The following is a 22043-nucleotide window of genomic DNA, read 5'->3' as shown; positions in this document are numbered from 1 at the left end:
CAGACGCACAGGAAGCGTTATGTCCAGACGCTGGCTGACTAAAGGAGGTCGCGATGCCCCTCTCGGAGCATGAACAGAAGCTGCTTGAGCAACTTGAAAAGCAACTTCATGAGGACGATCCGAAGTTTGCCAACACCATGGGTTCGGATCCCATCCGCAGCTGGTCTACCCGCCATGTGATCATAGGTGTGCTTGGCGCCATTGCAGGCATCCTTCTTCTGCTTGTTGGCGTATCACTGCAGGCGATACCTGTGGGTGTCCTCGGTTTCGTTGTCATGGGTGCTGGCGTCTACTTCGCTACGTTGCGGGGATCGGCCTTCGGCAAAGCCGGCAAGGGAAAACCTGGCAAGAGTAAACCTAAGAGTTCGTTCATGAGCAGCCTGGAAGAGCGATGGGACGAACGTCGTCGGGACGACAACTGACGGTCCCCTTCGAATCAGCGGCCGGCGGACCCGGCCTCTCCTAAGTCGGCCATGCCCCTGAAGTTCCCGGGGGACATAACGAAAGACCCGCATTGCGGGTCTTTTCGCGTTTAAGGGGCCATTTCCTCCACTTCCCACCCAATTCTCCACTTTCCTCCTTTCTGCTGTGGTGCATCCCCTAAATGCCGGGGTCCCGGGAGGAAATCAGGCAGGTGGACGCGGGCAGCTTGTTCCTCGGGCGCGCTGGCCTCCACTTTCCACCACCACCCATAAACCGCGTGAGTTCAGGACGGATGATTCTCAAAGTGGTGGAGAAACGCCATCAGCTGCGTTGACTGTGGGGCGTTGTGGAGTAAAGTGGAGAACATTAGAGGGTAGTGGCAGTGTTGGGGATGTGCGGGCACCTTGATTGAGGGGCGGTGGGGCCAGTGTTTCTGGGTACACACTCGCCGCGTCTCGATGAAAAGGGCCGGATCATCCTTCCAGCCAAGTTCCGCGAGGAGCTTGCCGATGGGTTGGTTCTCACCAGGGGCCAGGAACGCTGCATCTACGTCTTCAGCCAGAAAGAATTCGAGCGCATCCACGAGTCGATGCGGGAGGCGCCACTGTCTTCCAAGCAGGCACGTGACTACATTCGGGTTTTCCTGTCTGGAGCCTCTGATGAGGTACCTGACAAGCAGGGACGCGTGACGATTCCGCCGGCGCTCCGGGCTTACGCAGGACTTGGTCGGGAACTGGCGGTCATTGGAGCCGGTACCCGGGCCGAGATCTGGGACGCCGAAGCTTGGAATGAATACCTCAACGAGAAGGAAGCAGCCTTCTCGGAAACGGATGACGACAATCTGCCCGGGTTCATCTAAGCCCGGTTGGAGAAGCCGCAGTCCAGCTTCTTGAATGGGATCTCCAGCCGCCCATCGAACTGTCTTCCTGGCTCAACTTCCCCTGAGCCAGGCCGGCGGCCGATAGGCGCGGATGGGGATCCGATTTAAGAATCAGCAGGCAAGCGATTGAGGAAAGAGGAGGCAGCGTGGAAGAGCAGGACGCGGCAAAGCCCACATCGGAGCGCCACGTGCCCGTCCTGAAAGACCGCTGCATCAACCTGCTCGCTCCCGGCTTTGAAGCCGCCAGAGAACGCGGCGAAACCCCCGTTGCAATCGACGCCACGCTGGGAATGGGTGGGCACTCTGAGGCGATGCTCCAGCGTTTCCCCGATCTTCACCTTGTGGGCATCGATCGCGACGAGGAAGCATTGGCCTTGGCCGGCGCCCGTTTGGAACCCTTTTCCGGCCGTACGGACCTGGTTCACGCAGTCTATGACGAGATTGAGGACGTTCTGCTGGACCTCGGCATATCCGAAGTCCATGGCATTCTGATGGATCTGGGGGTCTCCTCCCTGCAGTTGGATGAGCGTGAGCGAGGCTTCGCTTACTCCTACGACGCTCCCTTGGATATGCGGATGGACACCAGCCGCGGACAGACCGCAGCTGATGTGGTCAACAACTACACCGAAGACGAATTGGTGCGCATCATCCGTAAGTGGGGGGAAGAGAAGTTTGCCGGTCGGATCGCCAACCGGATCGTCAATGCGCGCGCGGAGAAACCTTTTGCAACTACGGGAGAGCTCGTAGAGCAGATCCGCAGCGTTGTCCCTGCCGCAGCAGCCAAGAGTGGCGGACACCCCGCAAAGCGAACCTTCCAAGCTTTGCGGATTGAGGTCAATGAAGAACTCGATGTCCTGGAACGCGCTGTTCCGGCGGCTGTGGCCGCCACGGCCATGCGTGGCCGGATCGTGGTGATGTCCTACCACTCGCTGGAGGACAAGATCGTGAAGTCAGTTTTCCAATCAGGTTCCAAATCGTCGGCGCCACTTGGCTTCCCGGTGGAACTTGAAGAGCACAAACCCGAATTGAAGACCATCACCAAAGGCACGGAAGTGCCCACGGCAGCAGAAATCGCTGAAAATCCCCGCGCGGCGTCTGCCCGGTTGAGGGCAGTGGAGCGTATCAAACAGAGGAGAGACGCATGAGCAACGCCGCAGCGAAGACTTTGCCCTCCACGGCGGGCAGTGCCGCACGTGCGCTTCCGGTCCCTGCAGGAAAGCCCGATACTGCCCGCAAGGCACGCACTCCTCTCTCAGTTGTACGCAGTGCGCCAGGCAAGCGAAGGACGCCATTCGTGGTCCTGTGCTTTGTAGCGATGGCGGCCGCACTCCTGACGGTCCTGGTGTTGAACATCTCCGTGTCCACAGCCCAGTACCAGCTGGTGCAGCTGAAAGCCGAAGCTGCCACGCTGAACAAGGTAAACCAGGACCTGACACAGAAGAAGCAGAACTACGAAGCTCCGCAGAACCTGGCGGCGAAGGCTGCAGAATTGGGAATGGTTGCTTCGACCGTCAAGGGTCAGATCGATCTGAACACCATGGCGGTGACGGGCAAGGCTTCACCGGCGGTCAAGGGGGATAACCCCGGTGCCCTGCTTGCTGCTCCGGCCGTTGAGGGCTTGATTGATGTGGTTCCGTCGGTCACTACCAAGGATCCGCTGGAGAGCCGCAAGCCCGATGCCACTCCGGCTGCCACTCCGTCCACGCCGGCAGCAGCCCCTGCGTCTCCAGCAGCCGTCGCTCCTGTTGAGCTTCATGGGGGATCGGTACCGGCACCCATGCAAAAGGCACCAGGGCAGTAGATCGTCAAACCACCGAAGCAGGGCCAGCAGCAAGGAATCAACGTGGCAAAGAACCCCGGCACATCGATAAAAACGAAGACGCCGGCGGCAAGAAAGCGGTTGCGCGTTGGCCTTGGCATCATGCTGACCCTGCTTCTGGTGGTGGGCGGCAAGCTCTTCATGGTCCAGGGCCTGGACATGGGCGGGATGGCTGAGGCTGCCCTGGCAAGCCGTCTCAGGCCCCAGGTTCTCCCTGCTGAGCGGGGACAGATCGTGGACGCCAACGGTACAGTCCTGGCCAGTAGTGTTATCCGCTACAACATCGTGGTGGACCAGACAGTCAACACCGGTACGCAAACCTTCCACCGCTTCAATGAAAAAACTGAGAAGTTGGACGAGATCACCCGTGATCAGGGGATTGCCGACCTCGCCCGGCTTCTGGGGGCTAATGAAAGCACCATCCGCGAGTCATTGACCGGAGAGAAGAAGTACTTCACGGTGGCAAAGGACGTGAAGCCGGAGCTTGAAGACCGGATTTCCAAGCTCTACATCCCGGGACTGAGCGCCGAGGGTGTCAGCAAGCGCGTTTATCCCAACGGCAGCGTCGCCGGCGGCGTGGTTGGGTTCCTGAAGGACGGAACCAGTGGTCAAGCCGGGATAGAACAAACGCAGGACGAGATTCTTCGTGGTGTTGAAGGCAAGCGGGTGTTCGAAATCGGTGCTGATGGACTAAGGATTCCTGTGGCGACCGATGAGCTCACCCCGGCCGTTGATGGAAGCGACGTCAAGCTGACCCTCAACACGGACATCCAGTACTTTGCCCAGCAGGCCATCCAGAGCCAGGTCAACAAGATGAATGCCGAGTGGGGTTCCATCATTGTGATGGACACCAAGACCGGCAACCTCATTGCCCTCGCAGATACCAATTCGCCGGACCCCAACGACCCAGGGAAAGTTGATGCCAAGGACCGCGGAGTCAGGTCCGTGACGGCCGCCTACGAACCCGGTTCCGTACAAAAGATGATCACCGCCGCTGCCGTCATCGAGGAAGGGAAGTCATTTCCCTTGGACCACTTCACCATCCCCTCGGCCTACACCATTGATGGACAGACGTTCACCGACGCCTTTGAGCACGGCACTGAAGAGCGGACCCTCGCCGGAATCCTTGGATGGTCAATGAACACAGGGACAGTGATGGCAGGCAGCCGGCTCACCAAGGAGCAGCGGTACGACTGGCTGAAAAAATTTGGCATCGGTGAGCAGACGGACATCGGCCTGCCCGCGGAAGCCACCGGCATCCTGGCCAAGCCTGAACAGTGGGATGACCGCCAGCAGTACACGGTGCTCTTCGGCCAAGGTGTCTCCCAATCGACTCTCCAGACCGTGCGCGCGTTCCAAAGCATTGCCAACGATGGCGTGATGCTGCAGCCAAGACTCATTGACAGCTACATCACTCCTGAAGGCGAGGAACAAAAAGTTCCCGCCAAGGACTCACGCCAGGTGGTCTCCAAGGAGACTGCCCAGCAGGTCCGGGACATCCTGGAAAGCGCCGTGACCGAGGGCCAGATCAAGGATGCAGCCATTGACGGCTACCGCGTAGGAGCCAAGACGGGAACCTCGCAGGCACCCCGCGAGGATGGGCTGCCAGGGTTTGACGGCTTCACGGCCTCCATGGTGGGCATGGCACCCATGGATGACCCCAGGTTCATTGTGGAAGTTGTGCTGCAGCGGCCCAAGGGAAACATCTATGGCGTCACCAACGGTCCCGTGTTCCGGTCCGTGATGTCACAGGTCCTGCGGACCTACAACGTGGCACCATCCACCGGAACGCCCGCGCGGTTGCCGCAGTTCGTCAAGTAAGCTTCTTGGGCGTCTGTTTCGGCCAAATATCGATCCATCAGTTACGGACCGGGCGCCGCTGGCCCCCAGCCGGTCGTTCCACGAGCACCAACGGAGAACCACGTGTCAGAGCACTATGAGGCAGCTACCAACGCCACGACGCCGGATGCCGGCCACACAGGCTTTCGTCCCGCATCCGTGGCTGCAGTGCCGTTGGCCATCATCGCGGAAACACTCGGTGTGGCCGTCCCCGACGCCAGCCGGGACAGGGGAGTGACCGGTATCACCCTGAACTCGCGGGCCGTCGAAGCCGGCGACCTTTATATGGCCCTGCCGGGGGCCTCCCGCCACGGTGCGGACTTTGTTCCGCAGGCAATCGAGGCAGGGGCGGTTGCCGTTGTCACGGACGACGCCGGTGCACGGCAGCTTGCGCTGGCAGGTGAGCAGCCCGTGCCGGTACTCATTGTTGCCGAGCCGCGGACCGCCGTCGGACGCTTGGCCGCGCTGATTTACCGCAGCCAGCCCGCCGAGGGAGGGTTCCCTGCGCTGTTCGGGGTCACCGGTACCAACGGAAAGACCACCACCACCTATTTCATCAACTCCCTGCTGAATGCCTTGGACAAGAAGCCTGGGCTGATCGGGACCATCGAGATTCTTGCAGGAGGGCAGCCGATCCCCAGCCTCCTCACCACGCCGGAGTCCACGGATGTCCACGCCTTGCTGGCCCTGATGCGCGAACGGGGCCTGGACGCAGCCTCCATGGAGGTCTCCTCCCACGCGATCTCGTTCCACCGTGTGGACGGGGTGATGTTCGACGTCGCTGGATTCACCAATCTGACCCAGGACCACCTGGACCTCCATGGCAGCATGGACGAGTACTTCCGAACCAAGGCCGAACTTTTCACTCCCGGAAGAGCCAGGCGCGCTGTGGTCACGGTTGACGACCAGTGGGGCCGCCAGCTGGCCGGGACGGCCGACATCCCGGTGACCACCCTGGCCACCAAGCCCCTTGATGCAGGCAGTGCCGAGGCCGACTGGAAGGTTGCCTCCGTTACGACGCGTGGACTGGGCTCGGAATTCGAACTCCGACATGCCAGCGGGGCCAGCCTCCGCGTTCACACCGGCCTGCCGGGCGACTTCAACGTTGCCAACGCAGCCTTGGCCACCCTTATGGTGCTGGCGTCCGGGGTGGACGAAGTCGCGCTACAGGCAGCCTTGGATGCGCATGACCCCTTCACCGTGGCAGTTCCCGGGCGCATGCAGCTCGTTTCCACAGAGCCGGCGTCGGTTGTTGATTTTGCCCACAATCCTGACGCTTTGTCCCGTGCCTTGGAAGCCGTTCGCTCGCCCAAAGAGGGATCCCGGGTCATTGTGGTCTTCGGAGCAACAGGCCAGCGCGACCAAGGTAAACGCCCCACCATGGGCGCAATCGCCGCCCGCCTGGCCGACGTCGTGATCATCAGCGACGACGATCCCCACGACGAAGACGCAGCCGCAATCCGTGCTGAAGTCCTCCAGGGCGCCTACGCTGCAAGGGATTCGGAGAACTTGGACAGCGAAATTATTGAGTCCTACCCCCGGGATGCTGCCATCCGACTGGCGGTGGACAAGGCCACCAGCGAAGACACCATTCTCATTGCCGGGCGTGGCCACGAGGTCTGGCAAGAGGTCAAGGGCGTGAATCTTGCACTGGACGACAGAGTGGAATTGCGGGCCGCCTTGACATCCAAGGGATTCAGCGTTTCAACGGACCAGCGGATAGAGTCCTAAACCGAGATGATTGCACTTACTGCGGCGGAGATCGCCGACATCACCCATGGCCGATTGACCGGAGATCCGGTGATCGTGCCCACTTCCGTCGTCACTGATTCCCGGGAAGCGACGCCCGGATCCTTGTATGTTGCCAAACCCGGCGAGCATGCCGATGGACATGACTTCGTTGACGCCGCTTTCGAACGCGGTGCCGTCCTGGTTCTGGCCGAACGTGAAGTGGCCGACGCCGACGGCCGCCCATATCCCGCCGTCGTGGTTGAAGACGCGGTGTTGGCCATGGGTGCGCTGGCAGCCGAGTCCGTCAGCCGCATCCGTGCTGAGCGTCAGAGCCGCGGTGAAGACTTTACGGTGGTGGGCATCACCGGTTCCGCCGGCAAAACCACCACCAAGGACCTGCTTGCAGGTGTGCTTTCCACCGCCGGTGCCACGGTGGCTCCGCAGGGCTCGTACAACGGCGAGGTGGGCGTCCCGCTGACTGTCTTTGCCGCAGACGCCGGTACCCGCTTCCTGGTGATCGAGATGGGGGCTACCGGACTGGGACACATCAAGTACCTGGCAGAAATGGTCAAGCCGGACATCGGCGTGGTTCTGGTGGTTGGCACGGCGCATGCCGGTGAGTTCGGCGGCGTGGAGAACATTGCCAAGACCAAGGGCGAACTGGTGGAAGCCCTGGGCGAGCACGGTACGGCCGTGATCAACCTCGATGACGGCCGCGTTGCTGCCATGCGCACCCGAACCAAGGCCAAGGTGCTGGGGTTCACGGCCTCGCCTGCTACCACCGAAGAGGTGGAAGCGCGCAACGTTGTGGTCAACGATCAAGGCTTCCCTGATTTTGATTTGGTGCTGCCCGACGGCGGTCCCTCAGTTCAGGTGCGAAGCCGCCTGATCGGTGGCCACCACGTCACCAATCTGTTGGCAGCAGCCGCCGCCGCGTTCGCCGCCGGCATCCCGGCCGCTGACATCGCATCTTCGCTCAGTTCCCAGTCAGCGGCCAGCCGATGGCGGATGGAGCGGACGGAACGTGAAGACGGCGTTACCATCATCAACGACGCTTACAACGCCAACCCCGAATCCATGCGGGCCGCCCTTCGAACATTGGCGGACCTGGGACAAGGCAGAAGGACGTGGGCCGTCCTTGGAGCCATGCTCGAACTGGGCGAGGACTCCATCCGTGAGCACACCGCAGTGGGCACCCAAGTGGTGCGCCTGAACATTTCCCGTTTGGTGGTGGTGGGACGTGAGGCGCGTGCGCTTTACGTCTCCGCCATCCAGGAAGGCTCCTGGGGGGATGAGTGTTCCTTCACGGAGACAATGGAAGAAGCCTATGAGCTTCTCCAAAATGAGCTGGAACCCGGAGACCTTGTGCTCTTCAAGTCCTCCAACGGCGTGGGACTACGGCATTTGGGTGATCGGATAGCATTACCTCCACGGGCCGAGCCCACCGGAGAAAGCGCGGATGAAGCTGCCGCAAGCGAAGGGAACGAGCTGCTGTGATTGCACTTTTGATCGGCGCCGGCGTCGCCCTTCTGGTGGCCCTGATCGGGACACCCCTGTTCATCAAGTTCCTTGTGGCCAAGAGCTACGGACAATTCATCCGGGACGATGGGCCCACGTCCCACCACACAAAGCGCGGCACTCCCACCATGGGCGGAACCGTAGTGGTGGCTGCCGTGCTCATCAGTTACTTTGTGACGCACCTGATCATGTGGATGATGAATCCGGACTCCGCAGGCCCTTCTGCCTCGGGACTGCTGCTGCTCTTCCTCATGGTGGGTATGGGCTTTGTGGGTTTCCTCGACGATTTCATCAAGATCTCCAACAAACGCAGCCTGGGCCTCAACGCACGGGCCAAGCTGATCCTGCAGGCGGCTGTGGGGATCATCTTTGCAGTGCTGGTCCTGCAGTTCCCCAATGAGGACGGTCTTCGTCCGGCTTCCACCCAGATTTCCCTGGTGCGCGATATCCCGTGGCTGGACCTCGCATTTGGCGGCACAGTGGTGGGCGCCATCCTCTTTGTGCTGTGGTCCAACTTGATCATCACCGCAGCCACCAACGGCGTTAACCTCACCGATGGCTTGGATGGATTGGCCGCCGGAGCGTCCATTATGGTCTTCGGTGCCTACACCATCATGGGGATTTGGCAGAACAACCAGGCTTGTGGGTCACCCCGGGAAGCCGGCAGTGGCTGCTATCAGGTCCGCGACCCCATGGACCTTGCCCTGCTGGCCGCGATTCTCAGTGCCGCCCTGGTGGGATTCCTCTGGTGGAATACCTCACCTGCCAAGATCTTCATGGGTGACACGGGCTCGTTGGCCATTGGCGGTGCCGTTGCGGCTTTCGCCATCCTGTCGCGCACCGAACTTCTGCTCGCCTTCATTGGAGGGCTCTTCGTTCTCATTACTTTGTCCGTCATCATCCAAGTGGGCTTCTTCAAGCTCAGTGGCGGAAAACGTGTCTTCAAGATGGCACCCCTGCAACACCACTTCGAATTGAAGGGCTGGGCAGAAGTCACCGTTGTGGTCCGCTTCTGGATCCTCGCGGGCCTCTTCGTTGCCGCGGGTCTTGGAATTTTCTACGCTGAATGGGTGGTGCTGCTGTGAACGAAAGCCCCGACATGACCTCGTCCAACACCGACAGGCTGAGCACCCTCACCAGTTGGGATGCAGACTGGGCTGGTCTGCGCGTTGTGGTCACCGGCATTGGTGTCTCCGGCTTTGCAGCCGCGGACACCCTGATTGAACTCGGCGCAAAGGTGGTGGTGGTTGACGCCGCCACCAGCGCCAAGGCCAAAGCCCAGGCCGACACCCTCAAGATTGTGGGCGCTGTTGATGTGCTGCTGGGAGAGGACGCCGTTACCGTCCTCCCGTTGATCGATGAAGCTTTGCCTGACCTTGTGGTGACTTCGCCCGGTTGGCGCCCCGACCAAGCCTTGCTTGCCGCTGCGAAGCGCAAGCATGTCCCCGTTTGGGGAGATGTTGAGCTTGCGTGGCGATTGAGGGTGCGGGCAGGACATAAGACCGCGGACTGGTTGACGATTACCGGCACCAACGGCAAGACCACCACGGTGGGTATGGCTGAATCCATGCTGCAGGCAGCAGGGCTCAAAGCAATAGCTGTGGGAAACGTTGGCACCCCGATTCTTGACGCACTCCGGGATCCGGTGGATTACGATGCCTTCGCTGTGGAACTCTCCAGCTTCCAGCTGCATTGGAGCCATTCGCTCTCTCCCGTAGCCAGTGTCTGCTTGAACGTTGCAGAGGACCACGTGGATTGGCACGGTTCCTATGCTTCCTACCTCGCGGACAAAGCCAAGGTGTACGAGAACACCCAAAAAGCGGCGATCTACAATGCCGACCAGATTGAAACTGAACGCATGGTGGAGAACGCCGATGTCGTTGAGGGCTGCCGGGCGATCGGCTTCACCACCAACACTCCGGCCATCAGCATGGTGGGCGTCGTGGATGGTCTGCTCGTTGACCGGGCATTCATAGCCGAACGCAAAGACTCCGCCGCGGAGCTTGCTGCAATGTCCGATCTCGGCCCAGTGGCACCCCGCCACATGGTGGCCAATGCCCTCGCGGCAGCTGCCCTGGTCCGTGCGTACGGCGTTGATGCGGCAGCAGTGAAACAGGGAATTGCCAACTACCTTCCAGGTGCCCACCGCATTCAGCTGGTGGCCAACCATAACGATGTGTTGTGGATCAATGATTCCAAGGCGACCAACCCGCACGCTGCGTCCGCCGCCCTTTCGGCTTTTCAGAAGGTGGTGTGGATTGCCGGCGGCTTGTCCAAAGGCGTTAACTACGACGACCTCGTCAAACAGCACGCGCCAAGGATCAAAGCCGTTGTGCTCATAGGCACTGACACCGAGGCATTGGAGGGCGCCCTCCAGCGACACGCACCCGATGTCCCCGTGATCGCATCTTCGAAGGGCGACACTGAAGGAGTGCAGACCGCAGCCGGAGACGCCGCTTCGCCGATCTACGGTGAAACCATCATGGCCCGGGCCGTGGCCTCGGCGGCCCAAGTGGCAACGCCTGGCGACACCGTACTGATGGCACCGGCGGCTGCATCCATGGATCAGTTCTCTTCCTACGCTCACCGTGGCGACGCCTTCATCCTGGCAGTACGCGAGCTTGTGGAAGGGCAGGCACCGACCACCAAGGAGTAACAATGGTCAGCACGCCCACCCGCACCCGCGGTAAAGAACCCCGGGACGGGAAGCCCAAGCCGGGATCCGGCGACGGCAACCGCCCAACAGGGCTCCGCAGGCACTTGCGTGGCTTTTGGGACAGCCTTGAAGGCAAGAGCAAAGCACCGAACAGCTCCACCTACTACCTGATCCTCGGCTGTGCCCTCGCGTTGACGGCAATCGGGATCATGATGGTGTTGTCCGCCTCAAGCGTCGAAGCCATCTCCGAAGGCAAATCGCCGTACGCTGACGCTCTCAAGCAGGCGCTCTTCGGTGTTGTCGGACTCATTGCCATGTACGTGATTTCGCGGACCAACGTGAACTGGATGAAGAAACTCTCCTGGTGGGCGCTGGGGGCCGTGATTGTGCTTTTGGCGTTGGTCCAGGTCATGGGCAACACAGTCAACGGCAACAAGAACTGGATCGACATCGGGGGCATCACCCTCCAGCCCTCCGAGATGGCCAAGCTGATCCTCTGCGTGTGGATCGCCGCGGTTCTGGCACGGAAGCAGAAACTGCTCAACCGTTGGATGCACGTCATCATCCCCGTCGTTCCCGGTGCGGGCCTCGTTATTGTCCTGGTGATGTTGGGCAACGATCTCGGTACTGTCATTGTCATTGCGGCCATCACGGCTGCCGGGCTGTATTTCGCCGGGGTCCCTGGACGCATGTTGGCCATTGCCGGCGTCGTGGGCACTGTGGGTGCTGTCCTTGCCACCATCAGCAGCCAGAACCGGATCTGCCGCATCACCTCGTGGTTGGGGACCGCCTCGACGCAATGCACTGAGCAGTTCGACTTCGATTTTCAATCCACCAACGGCATGTATGGCCTTGCGCAGGGGAGTTGGACCGGTTTGGGCCTGGGGCAAAGCCGGCAGAAGTACAACTGGCTGCCGGAGGCACACAACGACTTCATCTTTGCCATCATCGGCGAGGAACTGGGACTTGTGGGAACCATCGTGGTCCTGGTCCTGTTCGCGATCCTTGGCATCGCCATCTTCCGCGTCGTGGTGCGGCAGACCGACCCGTTTCAACGCACCCTCGCTGGTGGAATCATGGTCTGGCTGCTCGGCCAGGCCAGCATGAACATGGCCGTAGTCACCCAACTCCTTCCCGTAGTGGGGGTGCCTCTTCCTTTCATCTCCTATGGCGGCTCGGCGCTGATCATGTCCCTTTGCGGCGTGGGCGTAGTGTTGTCTTTGGCCCGCGGCCAATTGCCGGCGCAACAGCGTTCAGGATTCTTCCCGCGCCTCATGTCCAAGACCGCACGAAAGCGTACTTAGCACTTCATGACTTTTGATTCCGAAAACGCGCCGAAGCCTTTATCCGTCGTCCTTGCCGGCGGTGGGACTGCCGGTCACGTCAGCCCACTTCTGGCCATTGCCGATGCCATCAAGGAAAAACATCCGCAGGCCGCGATCCTGGCTGTAGGAACGCCGTCGGGCATGGAAACCCGGTTGGTCCCCGCGGCCGGGTACCAGCTGGCCACCATTGACCGTGTTCCCTTTCCGCGGCGTCCGTCAGCGGACCTCGTCAAACTGCCCGCCCGGTTGAGCGGCGCGGTGCGGCAGGCCCGGCACATCCTGGAGGAGTCCCGCGCTGACGTTCTGGTGGGGGTGGGCGGGTACGTCTGCACGCCCATGTACCTCGCTGCCCGGAAACTCCGGATCCCCATCGTCATCCATGAGGCAAACATGAAGGCCGGCCTGGCCAATCGCGTCGGTGCCCGGTTCAGCAGGCATGTTGCCGTGGCCTTTGCCGGGACCCGCTTGAGGGGCGCACGACACGTGGGTATGCCCATGCGCCGGGCCATCTCGCAATTGGACAGGACCCAGGCTGCGCCTGCGTCAAAGGCTGCGCTGGGTTTGGACCCCGACCGTCCCGCGTTGATCGTCACGGGTGGCTCCTCAGGGGCCTTGAGCATCAACCGCGCCATCACTGCCGCTCTGCCTGCACTGGCGGCCGCCGGCATTGAGACCCTCCACATCACAGGCAAGGGCAAAGCGGTCAAGGATGACGACGGCGGCATTCTCACCGCAGAGGGTTACCGGCAGGTTGAGTACGTGGACGGCATGGAGAACGTCTACGCCGCTGCCGACGTCATCCTCGCCCGTGCCGGCGCTGGAACTGTCAGCGAGGTAGCCGCAGTGGGCGTCCCCGCTGTCTTTGTACCCTTGCCCATCGGAAATGGCGAGCAGGCGTTGAACGCAGCCCCCTTGGTCGCGGCAGGCGGCGCGCTGATGATCGATGACAAAGACCTCAGCCCGGAATGGCTCCGGAGTGAATTGATTCCGCTGCTGACGGACCGTAGCAGGCTCAGGGACATGGCTCGGAATTCCGAAGCCCTTGGTATCAGAAACGCCGATCAGCGGATGGCTGATCTTGTCTTGGAAGCGGTATCCGCATGACCACCAGCATCGCCCGGCTCGAGTCCCTCGGTCGTGTCCATTTCATCGGAATCGGCGGCGTGGGCATGTCCGCCGTAGCGCGCATCATGGTCTCGCGCGGTGTTCCGGTCAGCGGCACTGATGTCAAAGACCTGCCGGTGATGCGTGACCTCGCCCTGGCAGGCGCCCGCATTGCAGTGGGCTACGACGCCAGGAACCTCGGCGATTCCCAAACGGTTGTGGCTGGTTCAGCCATCCGGGCGGATAACCCGGAGTTAGTGGCGGCACGTGAGGCCGGGCTTCCCATACTGCACCGCTCCGAAGCTTTGGCTGCCACCATGGCCGGCCACCGGGTTGTGACCGTAGCGGGTACCCACGGCAAATCCACCACCACGTCCATGGTGGCCGTCCTTCTGAAGGAAGCCGGTATGGATCCCTCCTTTGCCATTGGCGCGAATGTGCCCGCACTCGGTGTCAACGCAGCGCATGGGGAATCGGATATTTTTGTGGCGGAGGCCGATGAATCCGACGGGTCGTTCCTCAACTACCGTCCGCTGATCGCCGTGGTCACAAACGTCGAAGCCGATCACTTGGATCACTACGGTACGCCGGAGGCCGTTTTTGCTTCCTTTGATAACTTTGCCGCGCTCCTGCCAGCCAACGGCGTGCTGCTGGCATGTGCCGACGACGCCGGAGCCAGGGCTCTGGCAGAGCGCACAGCTTCTGCGGGTTCAACACGGGTACTGACGTACGGAACATCCGATGATGCAGATATCCGGCTTCACGACGGCGGTCCGGGTGACGTTTCGGTTGCCGTCAGTGGGGACGTGCACAGGCTGGACCTGCAGGTGCCCGGCCGGCACAACGCACTGAACGCGGCAGCTGCCTTCGCGGTCGCCGTCGAACTCGGCGTGGAACCCGGCGCGGCCGCGGCGGCACTGGGCCACTTCACGGGCGCATCCCGCCGTTTTGAGCTCAAGGGCCAGGGGAGGGGAGTACGGGTCTACGATGACTACGCCCATCACCCCACGGAGGTCCGCGCAGCATTATCGGCGGCTCGTTCCGTTGCAGCAGGCAAGAAGGTACATGTCCTCTTCCAGCCGCACCTGTTTTCGCGGACCCGTGAGTTCGCCAAGGAATTCGCCGACGCCCTGGATCTGGCGGACACCGCGTTGGTCCTGGATATCTATCCTGCGCGCGAGGATCCGATTCCCGGGGTATCAAGCACGCTGATCACCGATCACTTGGTGAACGGACGGCTGGTTTCGGCTGATGAAGCCGTGGAGGCCGTTGCGGCCGCGGCAAGCGAAGGCGACGTCGTCCTGACGGTCGGAGCCGGAGACGTCACTGCCTACGGGCCCCTCATCGTGGCGGCATTGGATGGCTAGCACCCGCAAGCCCACCTTCAAACCGTCCACGGACCCTCGGCGGAATGCGGCAGGCCGTCCGGGAAATGACCCAGTGGAGGTCATTAGTGCGCAGCGTTCGGTAGAACCGGATGTCAAAGCCTCGGCGGTCACCGACAAAGCGGGAGGCAAAGCCAAGCCTGCCCCCGGCTCCCCGAAAGCCGGAAAGTCGTCGCAGGCTGACAACGTTATTGCCTTTCCCGAGCCCAGGAACCGGCGTCAGCGACGACTCCTGCTCTGGACGCTCTCCATAGTGGCCGTGGTAGTTGGATCCCTGATCGCAGGCGCCGTATTTTCGCCGGTACTGGCAGTCCGCACCATCACCGTGGACGGAACGTCGTTGGTCACACCCGATGCGGTGCAAAAAGCCTTGGCCGGCCTCGAAGGCAAGCCGCTGCCGCAAGTCAGCGAGCAGGAAATCAATGAACTCCTGAAACCACTCGTCCAGGTCCGTTCGGCCACCATGGAAGCGCGGCCGCCCTCCGAGTTGCTGGTGCACGTGGACGAGCGCGTACCCGTGGCTCTGCTGAAGCAGGGGGACAGCTACGTGATGGTGGATGTGGACGGCGTTCAGCTCGGCGCAACGCAGGACCTGGCCGCTGTTGCACTGCCGTTGATAGACGCCGGAGTCGGCACCACCAACACAGAGTTGTTCAAGGCGATTGCCGCTGTTCTGGACACCCTGCCCGCAGACATCCTTGCCAGGATGTCCACTGCCTCTGCAGCATCACCGGACGCCGTGGAGCTGAAACTGGTGGACGGAAAGACGGTAGTGTGGGGCAATGCCGAGGACAGGGAGCTGAAGGCAAAGGCACTTGAAGCGCTGCTCAGGATGCCGGCGGATCCAAAGGTCCCGGTCAATGTCTACGACGTCAGCGTTCCCAGGCATCCATTCACGAAATAAGCAATATTGAGAACGTAACCTGCAGCCGATGGTGGCCTTATTTCACGGCAATCACACGACACGCGCAAGCGGAGATTGCATGTGGGAACCAGAGGAAATACCGTCGCAGTAGAGTTACTTGACATAACTATAACCTTCAACTAGAGGGTTAAGGTCCAAGTATTCAAGTTGGACTCGATCAGTTTCGCTATAGGACACAAGCAAGGGGCACGAAACGTGGCAGCACCGCAGAATTACTTGGCCGTCATCAAGGTCGTCGGCATCGGCGGCGGTGGCGTGAACGCAGTCAACCGTATGATCGAGGTCGGCCTTCGGGGCGTCGAGTTCATCGCCATCAATACCGACGCGCAGGCGCTGCTCATGAGCGACGCAGACGTCAAGCTCGACGTCGGGCGTGAACTCACCCGCGGCCTCGGCGCCGGGGCAAACCCCGAGGTCGGCAAGCAGGCAGCAGAAGACCACGCCGACGAGATCGAAGAAGTTCTCCGCGGCGCTGACATGGTCTTCGTCACCGCAGGCGAGGGCGGCGGCACCGGAACCGGTGGCGCTCCCGTGGTCGCGCGCATCGCCCGCTCCCTCGGTGCGCTGACCATTGGCGTCGTGACCCGTCCGTTCACCTTCGAAGGCCGACGCCGTGCAGGCTCTGCCGAAGCCGGCATTGATGCCCTCCGCGACGAAGTGGACACCCTGATCGTCATCCCCAACGATCGCCTCCTGTCCATTAGCGACCGCAACGTCTCCGTCCTGGATGCCTTCCGTTCCGCGGATCAGGTCCTCCTGTCCGGTGTTCAGGGCATCACTGACCTCATCACCACTCCGGGTCTGATCAACCTTGACTTCGCTGACGTCAAGTCCGTCATGCAGGGTGCAGGATCTGCCCTGATGGGTATCGGTTCCGCCCGTGGTGAAGACCGCGCCGTCAAGGCTGCGGAACTGGCCATCGCCTCCCCGCTCCTGGAGGCGTCCATCGACGGCGCCCACGGTGTCCTGCTTTCCATCCAGGGTGGTTCGGATCTTGGCCTCTTCGAAATCAACGAGGCAGCCCGCCTTGTTCAGGAAGTTGCCCACCCGGAAGCGAACATCATCTTCGGTGCCGTTATTGATGATGCCTTGGGAGATGAAGCACGCGTGACCGTCATCGCCGCCGGCTTCGACGACGTCAAGGCCACCTCGCCTTCCATGGACCAGTCGCGTCCGGCCCAGAACCCGGTGCCTTCGGATCGCCCGGCTGCTCCGAGCAGTGCACCGTCCAACGCTGCCGCTCCCCAGCACGCTACGGCAGGTATTGGTGCCGCAGGCTTGAGCAACTGGGGGCAGCAGCGCCCGTCCGCTCTGCCCGCTGACTCCGGCTTCGACGTCGATCTTCCTGCAGTGGTTGAACCCGACCTTTCGGGCAGCCGCTCGGACGATCTCGACGTTCCTGACTTCCTGAAGTAAGCCGCGTTCGAAAGAGTCAGTACCAGGTGTTTTGGTGGCGAAATGAAGTACGTCCCGGCGTCTCTGTAGCCTTTACGGATACAGGCGCCGGGAACCTGGCTCTCCATGTGCAGGACGAACCCTTGGAAGTCATGGCTCGTCGCGCCCGATTGGAACAAGCTGTTGGCTTGGCGAAGCACGGCGCAGCTGCACGGCAGTTCCAATACATGGATCAGGTCCATGGAAATCACGTTGAGTTCATTGAAGCCCACGGTCCCGGACCGACCGCAGATGCCATGGTCGCCGCTGCCCCGTCCACGCCCTCGGCTATAAGTCGATCCGCGCAGCCTTTGGCCGTGATGGTGGCTGATTGCGTCCCGGTTCTGCTGGTTGGCACCGACGCCGGCAATAGTCCCGTGCTGGCGGCCGCCCACGCCGGCCGCCCCGGGGTTGCCTCAGCCATTGTGCCGGCCACTATCGCGGAAATGCGACGCCGTGGCGCTGTTGATATAAGCGCATGGCTGGGCCCGTCCATTTGCGGATCGTGCTACGAGGTTCCGGAGCAACTGCGCGCCGAGGTGGCGGCCAGGATTCCCCAAACCTGGTCCACCACCTCATGGGGAACGCCTGCCCTGGACTTGCCGGCCGGTGTTCGGGCCCAGCTGACCGCACTGAAAGTCCCCGTGGAGTATTCGGGGGAGTGCACGCTTGAAAACGGCTCCCTTTTTTCATATCGGCGGGACTCCCTGACCGGTCGATTCGCAGGTTTGGTGTGGACGCATGACTAGCCCTGAATTTGGCAACGAGCAGCCCGAGCCGGCCGGCGACACCCGCGCCGCTGAGCTGTCTGACAGGCTGGAGCTGGTACGTCACCGGATAGAGTCTGCTGCACGGGATGCAGGACGAAGCGACCTTCCGAGGCTGATTGTGGTGACTAAGTTCCATCCCGCAGCAGATGTTCGTCGCTTGGTGGCGCTCGGCGTCAAGGACGTCGGCGAGAACCGTGACCAGGAAGCAGCTTCCAAGAGTGCTGAACTCTCCGGAGCTGACGTGCGCTGGCATTTCATCGGACAGCTTCAGAGTAATAAGGCGAAGTCCGTGGCCAAGTATGCTGCCTCGGTCCAGTCCGTTGACCGCACGCAGCTCGTTGACGCGTTGGCCAAGGCCGTCCTAAGAGAGAAGGACGCCACAGGGCGCAACGACCTCGACTGCTTCATCCAAGTCAGCCTGGATGACGACGCCGGGGCACACCGTGGTGGCGCCCGCCCGTCTGATGTTGAGGTCCTCGCGGGAAAAATTGAGTCAGCGGACGGTCTCGTGTTGTCCGGGCTGATGGCTGTAGCGCCGTTGGGGGCTGATCCGGAGGCAGCGTTTGAGCGGCTCGCCGGGATTTCCGAGGCGCTGCGCGCAGTACATCCTGCCGCAACAGGTATTTCTGCCGGAATGAGCCAGGACCTGGAAGCGGCAGTGAGGTTCGGGGCGACACACCTGAGAATTGGCTCCGATATTCTCGGTTCCCGTCCGGCCGTGGGGTAGCGTCAAAGTATTGGAATGACGGGCCGGGGTTCCAATATGTCAAGTCATGGCGGCCCGCCTACTGCAGAAACGATAGGAGTGCACCATGGCTGGCGCTCTGCGCAAGACAATGATCTATCTTGGGCTCGCCGACGGCGATGAACACTACGAATCTGAGCAGTCCGTCGCCACGCACCACGACGAAGAACGCCCCCAGGCACAGGAACGGGAAGAGCGCCGCGCGCCCGCTCCCGTCCGGGAAGTTGTCCGTGAAATGCCCACTGTAGATGCCGAAGAGGAATACCGCGCCCCCGTGACACCCATCAAGCGTGCGGCATCCAGCCGCGAAGATGCCTCGGGCCTGAGGCAGATCACCACCGTTCACCCCCGTTCTTACAATGACGCCAAAGTCATCGGTGAGAGCTTCAGGGATGGCATTCCGGTCATCATGAATGTCACTGACATGGGTGAATCCGATGCCAAGCGGCTTGTGGACTTCTCTGCCGGCCTCGTGTTCGGACTGCATGGCAGCATCGAGAGGGTGACCAACAAAGTCTTCCTGCTGTCGCCGTCATACGTTGAGGTCATTGGAGATGACAAGAAGGTCAGCGAAACGCAGGCCAGCTTCTTCAACCAGAGCTGATAATAGGTTTTTGCGGATGCCAGGCGGGTCAACCTGCCTGGCATCTGTGTTGCAATAGTAGGGACCGATCGGCATTCCGGAACAAGTGGGAGATCTGAGCTAACTCGTGGGCATTGTTTTCGGCCTTATCTATATTGTGTTGTTGCTGTTCTTCATTGCCCTGATCATCCGTCTCATCTTCGAATGGGTCCAGATGTTCGCCCGCCAGTGGCGGCCCAGGGGTGTGGCGTTGGTTACAGCCCATGTGGTCTACTCCGTGACTGATCCTCCGCTTGGCAGGCTCAGGAAGCTGATACCACCCCTGCAACTGGGTGGAATATCCCTGGATCTGGGGTTCTTGATCCTTATTATTGCCGTCAGCATTGCCATGGCGGTGACCAACAGCTTGGCTTAGCTGTTCCGCGGAACCCGGGCCACCGATGGTCCTTAGGCCGCAAATTCTCCAAATCAACACGATGGTGTTGAATTGGAGGAACAAGATGATATTTAGGTACCGTAGTTTTGAACGGCCGGAAGGCCTACTGACTAACTAGACCAACGAGGTGACCAGATGGCTTTGACGCCAGAAGACGTTGTCAACAAGCGCTTTCAGCCGACCAAGTTCCGCGAAGGCTACGACCAGGACGAGGTTGATGACTTCCTCGACGAGATCGTGGTGGAACTTCGCCGCTTGAACCAGGAGAACGACGAACTTCGCAAGAAGCTCGGCGAGGCCGGTTCGGCCGTTCCCGCTGCAGCTGCTGCGGCTCCGGTGGTTGAGAAGGTCCCGGCCCCGGTTAAGGTTGACAAGGAAGCTGAGGCGAAGGCGGAAGCCGAAGCCAAGGCTGCAGAAGATGCCAAGAAGAAGGAAGCCGAGAAGGCAGCAGCTGCTGCTGCAGCTCCGAAGGCACCTGCTGCAAGCAACGGCGTCTCCACTTCCGCTGAGTCCGCTGCAGGCCTGCTTGCCATGGCGCAGCAGATGCACGACAAACACGTTTCCGACGGTGCGCAGCAGAAGGAAAAGATCATTGCCGAGGCTCAGATCGAGGCTTCCAGCCTTGTCAACGACGCCCAGGAGAAGTCCCGCAAGATCCTTGGTGCCCTCGAGCAGCAGCGCTCCGTTCTCGAGCGCAAGGTTGAGCAGCTCCGAGGCTTCGAGCGCGATTACCGTTCACGCCTGAAGGCTTACATCGAAGGTCAGCTCCGCGACCTCGACGCCCGTGGTTCTGTCGCTGCCCCTGAGGTCGGCGAAGCAACCGCTGACGTTTAGCAAGTATTCTGAAAGCCGGTGGCTGAGGACTCCTCGGCCACCGGCTTTCGCTGTTAAAAAGACTGACAGCACCCCGCTCGCTTCCCGAATGAAAGCACTATGACCGACGACTTCACCGCTGACGCCACAACGCAGACGCCCACCCAAGGCCGTAAGTGGCGTCCTGCCATGCTCTGGCTCTTTGCCGGCTTCGCCGTGTTCGCCTACGTTTTTGACCAGCTCACCAAGCTCTGGGTGACCAGCACCATGACAGAGGGTGAGCGCATTCCTGTGTTGCCTCCGCTGTTGCACTGGTACTACATCCGTAATTCCGGGGCGGCGTTTTCCATCGGCGAGAATGTGACGTGGATTTTCACGATCGTCATGGCAGCAGTCTCCGTGGCAATCCTCTTTCAGCTGCGGAAGTTGGGCTCGGCCTGGTGGGCGCTCTCCCTCGGGCTGCTCCTGGGCGGTGCCTTGGGCAACCTGACCGACCGCCTGTTCCGGGAGCCGTCCTTCGCCATGGGCCACGTGGTGGACTTCATTCAGCTGCCGAATTTCGCCATCTTCAACATCGCAGACTCCGCCGTGGTATCCGGCGTCGTTATTATCTGCCTCCTGACACTGCGGGGTGTGGGCATGGACGGAACGCGTCATGTTGCCGCACCAAAGCCTGCCAAGGATGCCAAACCCGCCGGCGGCACCACCGGGGAGCCCGCCGGTGAGTAAGTCTCTGGTAGTTCCTGAAGAGCTGGCAGGTGTCCGGGTTGACGCCGGGTTAGCGCAGCTTCTGGACATTTCCCGTTCTGCCGCGGCGCTGCTGATTTCAGAAGGAAACGTCACCAGCGGCGGAGTTGCGGTAGGAAAATCGGCAAAGCTCGTTGCCGGTGCACTGCTTGACGTCACGGTTCCCGAGCGGCCGGATCCCTTGGAAGTCGTGGAGGAAGTTGTGGAAGGCCTGAAGATCCTGCTGGACGACGACGAATTCGTTGTTATCGATAAACCAGTGGGGGTTGCGGCACATCCCTCACCGGGTTGGGTGGGGCCCACCGTAGTAGGAGGCCTCGCCGGCGCCGGATACAGGATTTCAACATCCGGTGCACCTGAGCGTGCGGGGATCGTTCACAGGCTGGATGTGGGAACGTCCGGTGTCATGGTGGTTGCCAAGACCGAGAACGCTTACACGGTGCTGAAGAAGGCCTTCAAGGAACGCACGGTGGACAAGGTCTACCATGCCGTTGTCCAGGGCCTGCCCGATCCCCTTCAAGGCACCATAGATGCCCCGATCGGACGTCATCCTGGCCACGACTGGCGCTTCGCCGTCATCGAGGACGGTCGGCCGTCAGTGACGCACTATGAGGTCCTGGAAGCATTCGGCAAAGCAACCCTGGTGGAAGTACACCTGGAGACCGGCCGCACACACCAGATCCGCGTCCACTTCTCAGCGCTGCGGCATCCTTGTGCCGGAGATCTCACCTACGGGGCGGATCCTCGTCTCGCAGCCACGTTGGGGCTCACCCGGCAGTGGCTGCATGCGCGTCAGCTTGGTTTCACCCACCCACGCACGGGGGATTGGGTGGAAGTCAGCAGCGACTACCCGGCCGACCTCCAGTACGCCCTGGATCTGCTGGCCACCGGTTCCGCATAGACGGATTTC

At 61.3% G+C, this 22043-nt stretch carries 21 protein-coding genes; all 21 read left to right on the top strand.

Annotation, left to right across the window (positions count from 1 at the left end; genetic code table 11):
- The first annotated feature begins 53 nt into the window (after positions 1-53).
- The 21 genes from BACI9J_RS13415 (at position 54) to BACI9J_RS13315 (ending at position 22034) form a co-directional block, all read left to right on the top strand.
- Positions 54-422, top strand: a complete 369-nt coding sequence (locus BACI9J_RS13415) for a DUF3040 domain-containing protein (RefSeq protein ID WP_159734819.1) — start codon at positions 54-56, stop codon at positions 420-422.
- A gap of 428 nt (positions 423-850) precedes the next feature.
- The gene (mraZ, locus tag BACI9J_RS13410) at positions 851-1282 is read left to right on the top strand and encodes a division/cell wall cluster transcriptional repressor MraZ (protein ID WP_144652803.1); all 432 of its coding nucleotides are present in this window, start codon (positions 851-853) and stop codon (positions 1280-1282) included.
- A 167-nt stretch (positions 1283-1449) separates the two neighbouring features.
- Positions 1450-2448: a 16S rRNA (cytosine(1402)-N(4))-methyltransferase RsmH gene (gene rsmH, locus BACI9J_RS13405; protein WP_159734818.1), complete on the top strand. Its 999-nt coding sequence runs from the start codon at positions 1450-1452 to the stop codon at positions 2446-2448.
- The gene (locus BACI9J_RS13400) at positions 2445-3104 is read left to right on the top strand and encodes a hypothetical protein (protein ID WP_159734817.1); all 660 of its coding nucleotides are present in this window, start codon (positions 2445-2447) and stop codon (positions 3102-3104) included. The genes rsmH and BACI9J_RS13400 overlap by 4 nt, the downstream gene beginning before the upstream one ends.
- A 42-nt stretch (positions 3105-3146) precedes the next feature.
- A complete protein-coding gene (locus tag BACI9J_RS13395; protein WP_159734816.1) occupies positions 3147-4943 on the top strand; it encodes a peptidoglycan D,D-transpeptidase FtsI family protein in 1797 nt (598 codons plus the stop codon).
- 102 nt (positions 4944-5045) lie between these two features.
- The gene (locus tag BACI9J_RS13390; protein WP_159734815.1) at positions 5046-6692 is read left to right on the top strand and encodes a UDP-N-acetylmuramoyl-L-alanyl-D-glutamate--2,6-diaminopimelate ligase; all 1647 of its coding nucleotides are present in this window, start codon (positions 5046-5048) and stop codon (positions 6690-6692) included.
- 6 nt (positions 6693-6698) lie between these two features.
- Positions 6699-8189, top strand: a complete 1491-nt coding sequence (locus BACI9J_RS13385; RefSeq protein ID WP_159734814.1) for a UDP-N-acetylmuramoyl-tripeptide--D-alanyl-D-alanine ligase — start codon at positions 6699-6701, stop codon at positions 8187-8189.
- Positions 8186-9295 carry a phospho-N-acetylmuramoyl-pentapeptide-transferase gene (gene mraY, locus BACI9J_RS13380; RefSeq protein ID WP_159734813.1) on the top strand — a complete coding sequence of 370 codons (1110 nt, stop codon included), beginning with the start codon at positions 8186-8188 and terminating at the stop codon, positions 9293-9295. Before BACI9J_RS13385 ends, mraY begins: the two co-directional genes overlap by 4 nt.
- A complete protein-coding gene (murD, locus tag BACI9J_RS13375) occupies positions 9277-10866 on the top strand; it encodes a UDP-N-acetylmuramoyl-L-alanine--D-glutamate ligase (protein WP_159734812.1) in 1590 nt (529 codons plus the stop codon). Before mraY ends, murD begins: the two co-directional genes overlap by 19 nt.
- A gap of 2 nt (positions 10867-10868) precedes the next feature.
- On the top strand, positions 10869-12170 hold the full coding sequence (gene ftsW, locus BACI9J_RS13370; protein ID WP_159734811.1) for a putative lipid II flippase FtsW: 1302 nt from the start codon (positions 10869-10871) through the stop codon (positions 12168-12170).
- A gap of 6 nt (positions 12171-12176) precedes the next feature.
- Positions 12177-13295, top strand: a complete 1119-nt coding sequence (gene murG / locus BACI9J_RS13365) for an undecaprenyldiphospho-muramoylpentapeptide beta-N-acetylglucosaminyltransferase (RefSeq protein ID WP_159734810.1) — start codon at positions 12177-12179, stop codon at positions 13293-13295.
- Positions 13292-14662: a UDP-N-acetylmuramate--L-alanine ligase gene (gene murC / locus BACI9J_RS13360; protein WP_159734809.1), complete on the top strand. Its 1371-nt coding sequence runs from the start codon at positions 13292-13294 to the stop codon at positions 14660-14662. The genes murG and murC overlap by 4 nt, the downstream gene beginning before the upstream one ends.
- A complete protein-coding gene (locus tag BACI9J_RS13355; protein ID WP_159734808.1) occupies positions 14655-15584 on the top strand; it encodes an FtsQ-type POTRA domain-containing protein in 930 nt (309 codons plus the stop codon). Before murC ends, BACI9J_RS13355 begins: the two co-directional genes overlap by 8 nt.
- A gap of 216 nt (positions 15585-15800) precedes the next feature.
- Positions 15801-17021 (top strand): cell division protein FtsZ, encoded by a 1221-nt coding sequence (gene ftsZ / locus BACI9J_RS13350; RefSeq protein ID WP_141284800.1) that lies wholly within the window; start codon positions 15801-15803, stop codon positions 17019-17021.
- A 26-nt stretch (positions 17022-17047) separates the two neighbouring features.
- Positions 17048-17788: a polyphenol oxidase family protein gene (locus BACI9J_RS13345; RefSeq protein WP_159734807.1), complete on the top strand. Its 741-nt coding sequence runs from the start codon at positions 17048-17050 to the stop codon at positions 17786-17788.
- Entirely contained in the window at positions 17781-18536 is a 756-nt protein-coding gene (locus BACI9J_RS13340) for a YggS family pyridoxal phosphate-dependent enzyme (protein ID WP_159734806.1), read from the top strand. Before BACI9J_RS13345 ends, BACI9J_RS13340 begins: the two co-directional genes overlap by 8 nt.
- Positions 18537-18621: 85 nt before the next feature.
- Positions 18622-19158 carry a cell division protein SepF gene (locus BACI9J_RS13335; RefSeq protein WP_159734805.1) on the top strand — a complete coding sequence of 179 codons (537 nt, stop codon included), beginning with the start codon at positions 18622-18624 and terminating at the stop codon, positions 19156-19158.
- Positions 19159-19264: 106 nt separating this feature from the next.
- Positions 19265-19552: a YggT family protein gene (locus BACI9J_RS13330; protein WP_159734804.1), complete on the top strand. Its 288-nt coding sequence runs from the start codon at positions 19265-19267 to the stop codon at positions 19550-19552.
- Between the two features lie 156 nt (positions 19553-19708).
- Positions 19709-20407: a DivIVA domain-containing protein gene (locus BACI9J_RS13325; protein ID WP_159734803.1), complete on the top strand. Its 699-nt coding sequence runs from the start codon at positions 19709-19711 to the stop codon at positions 20405-20407.
- Between the two features lie 99 nt (positions 20408-20506).
- Positions 20507-21115 carry a signal peptidase II gene (gene lspA, locus BACI9J_RS13320; RefSeq protein ID WP_159734802.1) on the top strand — a complete coding sequence of 203 codons (609 nt, stop codon included), beginning with the start codon at positions 20507-20509 and terminating at the stop codon, positions 21113-21115.
- Positions 21108-22034: an RluA family pseudouridine synthase gene (locus BACI9J_RS13315; RefSeq protein ID WP_159734801.1), complete on the top strand. Its 927-nt coding sequence runs from the start codon at positions 21108-21110 to the stop codon at positions 22032-22034. Before lspA ends, BACI9J_RS13315 begins: the two co-directional genes overlap by 8 nt.
- Positions 22035-22043: the final 9 nt, after the last annotated feature.

The sequence above is a fragment of the Arthrobacter sp. 9V genome (assembly GCF_902506065.1).
In the GTDB taxonomy this organism is placed as follows: Bacteria; Actinomycetota; Actinomycetes; order Actinomycetales; family Micrococcaceae; genus Arthrobacter.
Note: the sequence above shows the minus strand (reverse complement) of the source record. Positions and strands in the feature narration are given on the sequence as shown.